Here is a 13,005-nt window from a genome sequence, read left to right as displayed (position 1 = left end):
CAGCATCCCTGTGGTTCCGGGCCGTGGCCGCCGGCGAGAGCCCCCCGGCGGCCACGGGCGATCACTTGAAGGTGATGTCGGACTCGTTGTAGATGCAGTTGACGCCGTCCGGGCCGGTGCCGATCTTGGTCGGCTCCTTGCCGGAGCTGTTGCCGGTGAACTTGACGCAGATGTCCAGGCTCTTCTTGCCGATCACGGTGACGCCGGAGATCTTGGCGGTGTCGCCGAAGTTGCTGTTGATGCCGACCAGGCTGCCGGCCGGGGCGGTGGCGACCACGTTCTGCACGATGACCGCGCGCTTGTGCTGGGTGGAGCAGTTGCCGCACGAACGGTAGAGCTTGCCGAAGTCCTCGACCTGGAAGTTCTTGATGGTCAGCGTGCCGCCGCCGTTGTGCTGGAAGACCTTGTCGTCAGCGCCCTTGGCGCCGCCACCGTCCACCGTGTACGCGGCCGACGTGCCGCCCTTGAAGGTGGCCGCGTCCTCACCGACGTTCTCCCACCACACGTTGATCAGCGTGCAGGAGCCGGAGCAGTGGATGCCGTCCGCAGCCGGGGCGCCGAGGATGACGTTCTTCAGGACCGCGCCGTCGGCGAGCTTGAAGATCGGGTCCTGGGACTCGTCCTGGGAGTCGCTGCCCAGGGCGCCGCTGCCGAAGTAGCGGACGTTGCCGCCGTCCAGCGTGCCGGAGACCGGGATGGTGGCGGTGACCGCCTTCTCGCCGGTCGCCTTGGGCCAGGCGGTGGACGCGCTGGTCGGCGCGGGGGTGGCCGTCGCGGTCGGTGTTGCGCCGGCGCTCTTGGTGGGGGTCGGGCTGGCCGTCTTGGTGGGGGCCGGGCTCGCCGTCTTGGTGGGCGTCGGGCTCGCCGTCGCGCTCTTGGTGGCGGTCGGGCTGGTGGTTCCGGCACTCAGTGGGTTCACCGCGACGTCGTCGAACTCGGCCGAGGCGAAGCTGGTGACCAGCCCGATGCGGCCGGTTCCGGTGAGCGAGCCGGTGCCGGAGGCTACCTTGGCGCCGTCGACGAAACCGCTGACGCTGCTGCCGGAGACGTCGACCCGCACGGTGTGCCAGGCGGCCGGGTCGCTGACCGCGGCCGAGCCGAGGACGGTGATCGCGCTGCCCTTGACCGACTGCAGCTCGGCCTTGCCGGCCGAGGTGAGGGCGAGGCGGTACATCGTGGAGGAGCCGCTGGCCCGGGCCGCGACACCGGCCAGGCCCTTGCTCAGGTCGAGTCCCTTGATCTTGGCCTCGACCGAGTAGTCGGTCCAGGTGACCTCACCGGCGAAGACCCGGGCGAGCTCGCTGTCGGCCTTGGCCTGCTGGTAGACCTTCGATCCGTCGGAGACCACCGACCAGGCGCCGCCCGACTTCGACCAGTTGCCCGCGCCGTTCTCGAAGTCGTCGCTGAAGAGCGTGCTGGCCGAGGCGGACGGGACGAGGATGGCCACCAGCGCGGTGACGGCGCCGGCCGCACCGGCCGCACCGAGACCGGCGACCAGACGACGGCGCCGCCGGCTCGGGGTCGCGCTAGGCATTGCGTGCCGCATGTTGCTCCTACTCAGGGGTGGCGTCGCATGATCAAGCGATCACGCCCCGGTAGTGGTGCGGCTGCCCGGCAAGGTTGCCGGCAGTGACCCAGGTCACAATTGACCCCGGGATCAGTCCCCCCAGCGGGCTTTCTCCAGCAGGTCGAGAGCCTCGGTGGCGGCCTTCTCGCCGCCGGCCCGCAGCACCCGGGCGGCCTCGTCGACCGTCCCGGTGAGCCGCAGCCACTGGGCCTCGCGCTCCTTGGACGCCTCGGCCTGCGACTTGAGCTGCTGATTCTTCGTCCACAACTCGACGAAGATGGAGACCTTCGCCCGGAGCACCCACGGGTCGAAGGGCTTGGTCAGGTAGTCGACGGCGCCGACCGCGTAACCGCGCAGAGCCAGCTGGGCATCCCGGTCGGCGGCGGTCAGGAACAGGATCGGGACATGCCGGGTACGTTCGCGGCGTTTGATGTGGCTCGCCGTCTCGAAGCCGTCCATGTTGGGCATGTGCGCGTCCAGCAGGATCACCGCGAAGTCGTCGGTGAGCAGCTGCTTGAGCGCGGCCTCGCCGCTCTCCACGGCGACCGCGGTGACGGGCAGACCCTGGAGGATCGCCTCCAGAGCCAACAGGTTGTCCCGCCGGTCGTCGACCAGCAGCGCCTTGGCACGCTCACCCACCCGTGCTCACCTCACCCACCGGTAGTTCCCCTCCCATGGCGCTACCCCGTTTCGGCCGGTTTCAGCCTTCCTTCGGGGTCCCGGTTCCCTCCGCGTTCACCCAGCGGTCCATCAACTCGATCAGTTCATCCAGATCGACCGGTTTGGTGATGTAGTCACTCGCCCCGGCCGCGAGGGCCGATTCCCGGTCTCCCGGCATCGCCTTCGCCGTGAGGAACACTACCGGTAGGTCCCGGAAACGCTGATTGCGCCGAATACCCCGAGTCGTCTCGTAGCCGTCCTGGTCCGGCATCATCGCGTCCATCAGCACGATGTCGATCTCCGGATGCTCGGCCAGGATCCGAACACCGTCCACCCCGTTGTCCGAGTACAGCACGTTGAGTCCATGCATCTCGAGGGCACTGGTCAGAGCGAAGACGTTACGCACGTCATCGTCCACGATCAGGACCGTGACGCCCTCCAGTTTCCGGCCGGCCGGGCTCACCGCCGGCTTCTCCTCGACCCGTGGCGGCATCTCCATCAGCGGCAGGCCCAGGGAGGCCGCCGGGCGGACCGAGACCGCCTTCGCCGGCACCGGTGGCAGCACCGGCATCGGGATCGCGTCCGGCGTCAGCGCCTCCGGCATGTAGAGCGTGAACGTCGAGCCCTCACCCGGCACCGAGGAGACCGTGATCGTGCCACCGAGCAGGGCGGCGAACTCCCGGCTGATCGACAGGCCCAGGCCGGTGCCGCCGTACTTACGGGTGGTGGTGCCGTCGGCCTGCTGGAACGGCTCGAAGATGATCGCCAGTTTCTCGTCGGAGATGCCGATGCCGGTGTCACTCACCGCGAACGCCACCACCTGCTGCGCCGAGTGCAGCAGCGGAGGCGCGTCGACGTCCGAGTCGAGCGGGGTCGAGTAGATGCTCAGCGTCACCGAGCCGTTGTCGGTGAACTTCACCGCGTTCGACAGCAGGTTGCGCAGGATCTGCTGCAGGCGCTGCGGGTCGGTGACGATCGAATCGGGCAGCTCGGGCGCCACGTCCACCCGGAAGTCCAGGCCCTTGATCTCCGCCTGCGGCACGAACGCCTGCTCGACGTAGCTGCGGATGCCGTCGAAGTCGACCACGTCCGCCTCGACATCCATCCGGCCGGCCTCGATCTTGGACAGGTCCAGGATGTCGTCGATCAGCGACAGCAGGTCCGAGCCGGCACTGTGGATGGTCTTGGCGAACTCGATCTGCTTGCTCGTCAGGTTGCGCTCGGTGTTGTCGGCGAGCAGCCGGGCCAGCAGCAGGAGCGAGTTCAGCGGGGTACGCAACTCGTGGCTCATGTTGGCCAGGAACTCCGACTTGTACGTGTTCGCCCGGGACAGCTGCTGCGCCTTCTCCTCCAGGCCGAGCCGGGCCAGCTCGATCTCCCGGTTCTTCAGCTCGATGTTCGCCTTCTGCTCACTGAGCAGTTTCGCCTTGTCCTCCAGCTCGGCGTTGGTGCGCTGCAGCTCGGCCGACTGGTCCTGCATCTCCCGGGCCAGCCGCTGCGACTGGGCGAGCAGCTCTTCCGTACGCCGGTTGGCCTGAATGGTGTTGAGAGCGATGCCGATCGTCGCGACCAGCCGCTCCAGGAACGTCAGGTGCAACCCGTTGAAGGCGGCCACCGACGCGAACTCGATCACACCGAGCATCTCGCCCTCGAACAGGACCGGCAGCACCACCAGGTCGTTCGGCGGCATCGCGAGCAGCCCGGACCGCATCGTCAGTATTCCGTCGTGCGTGGCGCGTACCCGGATGGTCCGGCGAGAGACGGCGGCCTGGCCGACCAGGCCCTCCCCCGGCCCGAAGATCACGTCGTGGTCCCTGGCCACATAGCCGTAGGCGGCGTTGAGCCGCAGGCGCATGACCGCCTCTTCGTTGTCGACCAGGAAGAACGCGCCGAGCTGGCCGTCGACCAGCGGTGTCACCTCGGTCATGATCATGCGGCAGACCTCGCCGACGTCACGCTGACCCTGCAGCAGGCCACCGATCCGGGCCAGGTTGGAGTCGAGCCAGCCCTGCTCCGCGTTCGCCTTCGTGGTGTCGCGGAGCGTGACGATCATCCGGTTGATGTTGTCCTTCAGCTCGGCGACCTCGCCCTGCGCCTCGACCGCGACGCTCTGGGTCAGGTCACCGCGGGTCACGGCGGTGGACACCTCGGCGATGGCACGCAGCTGGATGGTCAGCGTGGAGGCGAGCTGGTTCACGTTGTCGGTGAGGTCGCGCCACGTACCGGAAACGCCCTTGACCTGGGCCTGTCCGCCGAGCTTGCCCTCCGAGCCGACCTCGCGCGCGACTCGGGTCACCTCGTCGGCGAAGGACGAGAGCTGGTCGACCATCGTGTTGACGGTGTTCTTCAGCTCCAGGATCTCGCCGCGGGCGTCGACAGTGATCTTCTGCGACAGGTCACCCTTGGCCACGGCCGTGGTGACCGACGCGATGTTACGGACCTGGGCCGTCAGGTTGGACGCCATGTAGTTGACATTGTCGGTCAGGTCCCGCCAGGTGCCGGCGACGCCACGCACCTGTGCCTGACCACCCAGGCTGCCCTCCGAGCCGACCTCACGGGCCACCCGCGTGACCTCGTCGGCGAACGACGACAGCTGATCGACCATCGTGTTGACGGTGTTCTTCAGCTCCAGGATCTCGCCCTGCGCGTCGACCGTGATCTTCTGCGACAGGTCACCCTTGGCCACCGCGGTGGAGACCTGGGCGATGTTACGCACCTGGCTGGTCAGGTTGGAGGCCATCGAGTTGACGTTGTCGGTCAGGTCCCGCCAGGTGCCGGCCACACCCCGCACCTGCGCCTGACCGCCGAGCTTGCCCTCGGTGCCCACCTCGCGGGCCACCCGGGTCACCTCGTCGGCGAACGACGACAGCTGGTCGACCATCGTGTTGACCGTCGACTTCAGCTCCAGGATCTCGCCACGCGCGTCGACCGTGATCTTCTGCGACAGGTCACCCTTCGCCACGGCCGTGGTGACCGAGGCGATGTTGCGCACCTGACTGGTCAGGTTCGACGCCATGTAGTTCACGTTGTCGGTGAGGTCGCGCCACGTACCAGAAATGCCCTTGACCTGCGCCTGTCCGCCGAGCTTGCCCTCCGAGCCGACCTCACGCGCGACTCGTGTCACCTCGTCGGCGAACGACGAGAGCTGGTCGACCATCGTGTTGACGGTGTTCTTCAGCTCCAGGACCTCGCCGCGCGCGTCGACAGTGATCTTCTGCGACAGGTCGCCCTTGGCCACCGCCGTGGAGACCTGCGAGATGTTCCGAACCTGGGCGGTCAGGTTCGCGGCCAGCTGATTCACGTTCTCGGTGAGGTCGCGCCAGGTGCCGGAGACGCCGCGGACCTGCGCCTGACCGCCGAGCCGGCCCTCGGTGCCGACCTCACGGGCCACCCGCGTGACCTCGTCGGCGAACGACGACAGCTGATCGACCATCGTGTTGACGGTGTCCTTGAGCTCCAAGATCTCGCCCTGCGCGGCCACCGTGATCTTCTGCGACAGGTCACCCTTGGCCACCGCCGTCGACACCTGGGCGATGTTGCGCACCTGGCTCGTCAGGTTGGAGGCCATCGAGTTCACCGAGTCGGTGAGGTCCTTCCAGGTGCCGGCCACGTTCGGCACATCGGCCTGGCCGCCCAGCTTGCCCTCGGTGCCCACCTCGCGGGCCACCCGGGTCACCTGCTCGGCGAAGAGCCGCAACGTGTCGGTCAGGCCGTTCATGGTGTCGGACAGCTCGGCGACCTCGCCCCGCGCCGACACGGTGATCTTCTGCGACAGGTCGCCCCGGGCCACCGCAGTCGCCACCTGCGAGATCGACCGCACCTGATGCGTCAGGTTCGACGCCATCGTGTTCACCGAGTCGGTCAGGTCCTTCCAGGTGCCGGCCACACCCCGCACGTCGGCCTGACCGCCCAGCTCGCCCTCGGTGCCCACCTCACGGGCCACCCGGGTCACCTCGTCGGCGAACGACGACAGCTGATCGACCATCGTGTTCACCGTGCGGCCGATCCGGAGGAACTCGCCACGCAGCGGACGCCCGTCCATCTGCAGGGCCATGTGCTGCGAGAGATCACCCTCGGCCACCGCCACGATGACCCGGGAGATCTCGGTGGTGGGCCGGGCCAGGTCGTCGATCAGCGAGTTGACCGAACGGACGCTGTCCTCCCAGGAGCCGTCCAGCCCCTCCTCGTCGAGCCGCTCGGTCAGCCGGCCGTCACGCCCGACGATGCGGCTTATCCGGCGCAGATCCAGATTTTGCCGCTCCTGCAGCGAGACGACCTCGTTGAACGCCTCCGCGACCGCCCCGGCCGCGCCACCTCGCCGGGGCAGGCGGACCTTGAGGTCACCGCGTCGCACCCGGCGCAATGCGTCAGCGAGTTCGCCGAGCAGTACGGTCTCATCGACCTCTTTTGCCGCAGTCATGTTGTCCTCACCTGCTGTCCGCTGCCGGGGGGCTACTTATCCTCTCTCGCCCGACCGGGTCAATGCGAGACACGACTTTGTGCATCCACCCTTCGACGGGAGAGGATGCATGGGTGCCAGCCGAGGTCGGAATCAGGACGAGCATCCCATCGGGAGCCCCGTCCGAGGCGCTGGTGCGCCGGACCAGGTTGCCCAACGATCGGCGCACCCCCGCGGCGGCCCGTGCGCTGGTCCGCTCGGTGCTCGAGGAGACCGGTCTGGTCGGCCTGCTCAACGAGGCACTGCTGCTCACCACCGAGCTGTCCACCAACGCCGTCGTGCACGCCAACACCGAGCTGGAGATAGAGGTCTCGGCCGACCCGGGCGGGCTCACCGTCACCGTCACTGACTTCGCCTCCGGGCCCGTCGAGCAGCTCACCATCGGCCCCAAGAACGAGAGCTCGGAGATCGGCGAGGTCGCCGAGCGCGGCCGCGGCCTGCTGCTCGTCGACCACTTCGCCAGCCGCTGGGGCACCGTCCACGAGGGTGACGGCAAAGGCGTCTGGTTCCGGCTCGATCAACGTGAGGGCGCCGGCGTCCCGGTCCGCCTGCCCAACGCCTCCGAGACCCCGAGCCTCGGCGCGCTCACCGGGCTGCTGCGCAGCGGCACCGACCGGCACTCCGACGAGGGCCTCGCCGACCTCGCCGCCGACCTTCTCTCCCGGCTGGCGCGCCTCACCGGCGCGGCCGGCGGAGTGGTCCGGCTCGACCGGGGCGACGGGATGGGGCGGCAACTTCTCGCGCGGTACGGCCGGGCCCCCCGCGACAACGCCGACACCATCCGCGTGCCCCTGGCCGTCCACCGGCCGTATGCCGGCGAGCTCGAGCTCGATGCCGCCCCCGAGGGATACGCCCTGGCCCTGGCCACGATGGTCGCCGAGCGATTCGCCCTGCATCTGGAGAACGACCGGCTGCGCCGCGCCGACATCCGCCGGCAGACCTGGATCACGTTCCTCGCCGAGGCCAGCGAGCTGCTCGCCCAGTCCCTCGACGTCAACCTCACGATGGCCCTGATCCCGCAGCTCGTGGTGCCCCGGCTCGGCCAGTGGTGCGCCGTGCACACCACCGACGCCTGGGGCCGCCTGCAACTCGCCGCCGCCACCCACGCCGACGAGTCCGCGCTGGCCCAGCTGCACGCCACCCTCGCCGAGCCCGGCCCCGAGTCACTGCTGGCCCGGCTGGAGGAGTCGTCCCGGCTCGGCACCCAGGTGATGTTCAACTCGCCGCTGGAGGGTTATGCGGTGCCGCTCGTGGCCCGGGGCGCCCGCCTCGGCACCCTCGCCGTCGGCCAGCACCCGAAACACCGGCACGACGCCGACGAGGTCGCCGTGCTGGAGGATGTGGCCCGGCGGGCGGCACTCGCCATCGACAACGCGCGCATCCACGACGAGCGGCGCACGGTCGCGCGTACATTGCAGGCCTCGCTCCTGCCCCCGGCCCTGCCGCGCGTCGACGGCATAGGCTTCGCCGCCGAATACGTGCCGACCGGCTCCGAGGTCGGCGGCGACTTCTACGACGTGGTCCCGTCCGGCGACAACCAGTGGCTCGTGGTGGTCGGCGACGTCTCCGGCAAGGGCGTGCAGGCGGCCACCGTGACCGGCCTGGTCCGCGACGTGATCCGGATCCTCGTCGACGACGGCAAGGCGCTCGGCGAGATCCTCTGGCGGGTCAACCGGACCCTCGTCCAGCGCGGCGGCGGGCGGTATTGCACGCTCGCGATGGCCTCGGTGACCCGGCAGCCGACCGGGGCGCTCACCGTCTGCCTGCACCTGGCCGGCCACGATCGGGCAGTGCTGGTCAGGGCCGACGGCAAGACCATGTTCGTCGGCGAAGGCGGTACCGCACTCGGCCTCCTGGAGACCATCACCTCGCCCGATGTGACGATCACCCTCAACTCCGGCGACTCGCTGATCTTCTACACCGACGGCGTCACCGAGCGGCGGCGCGGACGCGAACTCTTCGGCTCGGCCCGGCTGAAGGAGGCGTCGGCCCCACTGGCCGGCTACCCCGCAGACGTGATGGCGGCCCGGCTCCGCTCCACGACGATCAATTTCTCGGTCGAGGAGCCCCGCGACGACATCGCGATCCTCGTCCTGCGTAACGACGCCTGATCCTTTCCCGCCGGCCTCGCTCGGGCACTCCCGCCTTCCCTTGCTGCGTTCTCTCTTGCTCACACGGCTCCCGCCGCCGCATCTGTTTCTGTCAGACCCTCGTGGCAGGGTCGTGGGCATGAAGACGCAGTACTTCACCGCGACCACGATCGACGGCTACATCGCCGACGAGCACAACTCGCTGGACTGGCTCTTCGAGGTGGGCGACAAGGCCGGCGAAAATCCGTTCGCGTCGTTCTTCGAGGGTGTCGGCGCTTTCGCGATGGGCGCGACCACCTACGAGTGGGTGCTGGCCCACGAGAGGGCGCTGGAGCATCCGTCCGCCTGGCTGGAGCCCTACGGCGACACACCAGCATGGATCTTCACTCACCGTGAGCTGCCGGTCATTCCAGGAGCAAACCTTCATTTCGTACGGGGAGACGTCCGCCCCGTCCACGCCGACATGGTGTCGGCCGCCGCCGGACGAAACATCTGGCTGGTGGGCGGCGGCGAGCTGGTGGCCACTTTCGCCGACCACGGCCTGCTGGACGAGGTGATCCTCGGCGTGGCCCCGGTAACTCTGGGCGCCGGCGCCCCCGTGCTACCGCGCCGCATCACATCCTCCCGATACACCTTGGCCGAGGTCCGCCGGCTGGGCCAGTTCGCCTACCTCACCTACGCCGTCCACCCACCGGCGTAGCCCTCACCGGTCCACCACCGGCGTAGCTGACACCCCGTCCATCCATCGACGTAGCCCACGTCCCGTCCATCCGTCGGCCAAGTCCTCCGCCCGTCCACCCACCCGGTCCAGTCCTCCCACCCTGATCGCCCAGCGATCCAGCCCTCCCACCCCGTCCACCCACCGGTCCAGCTCTCCCGCTCAGGTCACTCACCGGTCCAGCCCTCCCGCCCTGATCACTCACCGGTCCAGCCCTCCCACCCTGATCACTCACCGGTCCAGCCCTCCCACCCTGATCACCCACCGGTCCAGCCCTCCCACCCCGTCCACCGCCTGCGCGGCCGGATCCCTCCTTCAAGTCCCTTCGTCTTTCCCGGTGTTTTCCCGCGCCGAGCTCCTCGCGGTCAGTTCACGGCGCCCTCCCGCGTCCGGCTGGTCCAGAGCCTTTCCGCAAGCTCCAGCTCACAAGCGTCCATTCGTTCCTGGCTCCTTTGCGCCCACGACCCCTCCCTGGATTTCCTCACCCACCGGCGCCACCCTGTTCCCCGCTGGCCGTTCACCCTCCCTTGACTGCCACCGTTCCCCAGCCTCGACCGCCACCGCCACCGCCCTTACGCCCGGCATGCGAGCCTTCGCCTTCTGCGCCCTCATCGGGCCGCCGGATGCCCGAGGAAAGCCGCGACAGCACCGTGGAACTCGCGCGTCCTCGCGCGTTTGAGCAGTGTGGACACGTCGACCACCGACGCCGATCCGAGATGTGAGAGTCGGTCCCGCGGCCCCGTCCGTTGGAGTACGGTGTGGGACCCCGCAGCCGGAATTCCCAAGGCCGCGGCGTCGAGCCGGTGACGGTGGCGGGCTGGGTGCGGCAACACCCCACCCGCCACCGGCACCCCCCGTTTTCCTGATCATGAGTTCCTCGATGCGGCGCAGTTCTCCTGAGAGCGCAAGACCCCGGCAACGCAAGACCCCGGCAACGCAAGACCCCGGCAGCGCAAGACGCCGGCAGCGCAAGACCCCGGCAGCGCAAGACCCCGGCAACGCAAGACGCCGGCAGCGCGAGACCCCGGCAGCGCAAGACGCCGGCAGCGCGAGACCCCGGCAGCGCAAGACGCCGGCAGCGCAAGACCCCGGCAGCGCGAGACCCACGGCCAACGCAGGTTCCTCGGCTGACCGGGAAGCCCGGCTCGCCCCGAACCCCGGCGCAACACAACAGCCTCCGATGCGGCGCAGCATCCCGGTTCTCACGTGAACCCGGTGGCTCGGATTCCGTGCTCGATGGGCCTGAGGATGACGACCGATCCGGGGCGGGCCGCCGAACGAATCACCGGTTGGATCCGGCGTGGAGAGGCCGAGCCGTTCCTGATCGATCTGCCCTTTTTGCCGGTCCCGGCGTGGCATGGTGATTGTCATGGCGAAGACGCAGTACTACACCGCCACCAGCATCGACGGCTACATCGCCGACGAGAACAACTCGCTGGACTGGCTCTTCGAGGTCGACGAGGGCACCGACAATCCGTTCGGTGAGTTCTTCGAGGGTGTCGGCGCGTTCGCCATGGGCGCGACCACCTACGAATGGGTCCTCAAGAACGACAATCTGCTCGAAGAACCAGAGAACTGGCACGACATGTACGGCGACGTACCGTGCTGGGTCTTCACCCACCGCGACCTGCCGCCGGTGCCGGACGCCAACGTGTTCATGATCAGTGGCGACGTCCGCCGGGTGCACGAGGCCATGGTCGTAGCGGCCCAGGGAAAGAACGTCTGGCTGGCCGGCGGGGGCAATCTGGTGAGCCAGTTCGTAGCCGAGGGCCTGCTCGACGAGATCATCCTCGGCATAGCCCCGGCCATCCTCGGTGAGGGAACCCCGATGCTGCGCCGCCGCCTGCTGGTGGACGACCTGATCCTCACCGGCGTCCGCGAGGTCGGCCAGTTCGCCTACCTCACCTACGCGGTAGGCGACGTAGCCCGCATGGGCCGTCACTTAGCCGCAGAGACAGCGGCCCTGATCCCCGCCCGTTTCTGACCCTCAGGCCGGCGCGGGCATCAAGTCCCGGAAGGACGGCGCCCCGTTCCGGTCACGGCCGACCGAGCCTCCGGACGGACGGCGCCCCGTTCCGGTCACAGCCGACCGAGCCTCCGGACGGACGGCGCCCCATTCCCGGTCACAGCCGACCGAGCCTCTCGAACGGCCGGACCCCATTCCCGGTCACGGAACGATCAAAGCCTCCAGAAGGGCCGCACCGCGCTCCCGGTCACGGCCACCACCAGGCCCCCCGCGGGGCTTCACCCCCTCCCGAAACCCGTCACGAGAGCAGGTCACCGGAACCGGCGGCAGGAACGAAGCCGGCCGCCACCCGTACCAGGTCAGAAAAGATCTTCCGGCTCGGCCATCGGGATGCGCTCGGCCAAGTCGGGTGGTGCGGTCACGATGACAGCCCGGCCACGGCGTGCCATCAGCACCTGTTCGAGCCCGGTGACGATGTCGCCGATACGGGCTGGGCTCAGGCCTCGCGGCAGGACCGCATGCACCACCCCGGCCCCGACCGACCCGCGCACGGCCACCGCCGCCCCGACGGCGTCGCGCAGGACGAACCCGACCGCATGCAGGTCACGCGATCGCACCCGAAGCCGCAGCGCCACATCGGACGGCCGGAACGGATAGCTCCCCCACCACTCCGGCGCCTCGGTGCGGATGGTGGCGAGCGGACCCAGCTCGCGGGCGAGCCGCCCCGCCCCGGCAGCGACGAACCCGGCCGTGCCTTCGAGGAGCATCGCGAACGACCCCGCCCCGACGGCCGGCATGTCCACCTCGACGGCACTCAGCCCGAACTCCTGCGCCACGATCCGGGTCGTCAGGTCGTTGACCTCCGTCGGCGTCGACACCGGCCGGACCACCCAGCGCCGCTCCGCCGGAAGGTCCTCGACCGGCAGCACCGCCGACGTGATCACGCCGGGAGCCGGGCTCTCCCACTCGGCGAGATCGACCAGCTCCCCGGCCGGATCGACGAGCGCGACGCTGACCGCCTGCCCGGCCGGTGAGCCGAAGCGGTGCCGCAGCGGACCGGACTCGTTGACGGCGAGCACCCCGCCGATCGTGGCGCCGGGTGATGGCGGGTCGATGGCGAGGCGTCTGCCGTGCCGGGCGAGGGCGGCCTGCACCGCCTCGACCGGGGTGCCGGCGGCGACGATCGCGGACGAGCCGTCGTGATCCCACATACCGTGAAGACGGACGGTGTCGATGACGATGTCCAGGCGCCCCGGTCTCGTACCCCAATCGATTTTGCTGCCTGAACCGCGTGGCCGGACGCCGAGCCCGCGCTCGGAGGCAAGGCGCATCAGCCGTGCAACGGCGTTGGAGGTAGCCGGCGCGGCGACGTAGTCGGCATGGCGACCGGCGACTCGATCGTCACTGCGCGCGACGCGGGCGGCGCCGGGACCGCAGATCTCCACGAGCTCGGCGAGAAGGGAACCGCTCACTCCGATGCCTCCCCACAGCGAAGATCGTCCACTCTGGCACATCGTACACATGTTCGAATGACCGAGGTTCGTG

The 13,005-nt window shown here is 69.2% G+C and carries 7 protein-coding genes; 3 read left to right on the top strand and 4 right to left on the bottom strand.

All coding sequences use genetic code 11. The features are described from left to right. Positions 1-61: 61 nt before the first annotated feature. The 3 genes from BM290_RS33880 to BM290_RS33870 form a co-directional block, all read right to left on the bottom strand. The gene (locus BM290_RS33880) at positions 62-1,534 is read right to left on the bottom strand and encodes a pectate lyase (RefSeq protein ID WP_239143926.1); all 1,473 of its coding nucleotides are present in this window, start codon (positions 1,532-1,534) and stop codon (positions 62-64) included. 123 nt (positions 1,535-1,657) lie between these two features. Continuing rightward, positions 1,658-2,206 (bottom strand): response regulator, encoded by a 549-nt coding sequence (locus BM290_RS33875; RefSeq protein WP_093620017.1) that lies wholly within the window; start codon positions 2,204-2,206, stop codon positions 1,658-1,660. A gap of 61 nt (positions 2,207-2,267) precedes the next feature. Beyond that, positions 2,268-6,647 (bottom strand): HAMP domain-containing protein, encoded by a 4,380-nt coding sequence (locus BM290_RS33870; RefSeq protein WP_093620016.1) that lies wholly within the window; start codon positions 6,645-6,647, stop codon positions 2,268-2,270. A 113-nt stretch (positions 6,648-6,760) separates the two neighbouring features. Here BM290_RS33870 and BM290_RS33865 point away from each other — a divergent pair, with 113 nt between their 5' ends. From BM290_RS33865 to BM290_RS33855, 3 genes are all read left to right on the top strand, one after another. After that, entirely contained in the window at positions 6,761-8,797 is a 2,037-nt protein-coding gene (locus BM290_RS33865) for a SpoIIE family protein phosphatase (protein ID WP_093620015.1), read from the top strand. 118 nt (positions 8,798-8,915) lie between these two features. Next, the gene (locus BM290_RS33860; protein WP_093620014.1) at positions 8,916-9,476 is read left to right on the top strand and encodes a dihydrofolate reductase family protein; all 561 of its coding nucleotides are present in this window, start codon (positions 8,916-8,918) and stop codon (positions 9,474-9,476) included. 1,387 nt (positions 9,477-10,863) lie between these two features. After that, positions 10,864-11,478, top strand: coding sequence for a dihydrofolate reductase family protein (locus BM290_RS33855; RefSeq protein WP_093620226.1), 615 nt, complete (start codon positions 10,864-10,866; stop codon positions 11,476-11,478). Between the two features lie 341 nt (positions 11,479-11,819). Here BM290_RS33855 and BM290_RS33850 read toward each other — a convergent pair whose 3' ends face one another. Then, a complete protein-coding gene (locus tag BM290_RS33850; RefSeq protein WP_275413315.1) occupies positions 11,820-12,974 on the bottom strand; it encodes an FAD-binding oxidoreductase in 1,155 nt (384 codons plus the stop codon). Between the last annotated feature and the right edge of the window lie 31 nt (positions 12,975-13,005).

Origin of the sequence: Actinoplanes philippinensis (assembly GCF_900113015.1) — a bacterium.
Taxonomy (GTDB): Bacteria; Actinomycetota; Actinomycetes; order Mycobacteriales; family Micromonosporaceae; genus Actinoplanes; species Actinoplanes philippinensis.
This window is presented reverse-complemented; position numbering and strand designations above follow the sequence as displayed.

Coding starts and splice junctions, on each gene's coding strand:
- BM290_RS33850 (WP_275413315.1), bottom strand. CDS start 12,974: ATGTGCCAGAGTGGACGATCTTCGCTGTGGGGAGGCATCGGAGTGAGC.
- BM290_RS33880 (WP_239143926.1), bottom strand. CDS start 1,534: ATGCCTAGCGCGACCCCGAGCCGGCGGCGCCGTCGTCTGGTCGCCGGT.
- BM290_RS33855 (WP_093620226.1), top strand. CDS start 10,864: ATGGCGAAGACGCAGTACTACACCGCCACCAGCATCGACGGCTACATC.
- BM290_RS33870 (WP_093620016.1), bottom strand. CDS start 6,647: ATGACTGCGGCAAAAGAGGTCGATGAGACCGTACTGCTCGGCGAACTC.
- BM290_RS33860 (WP_093620014.1), top strand. CDS start 8,916: ATGAAGACGCAGTACTTCACCGCGACCACGATCGACGGCTACATCGCC.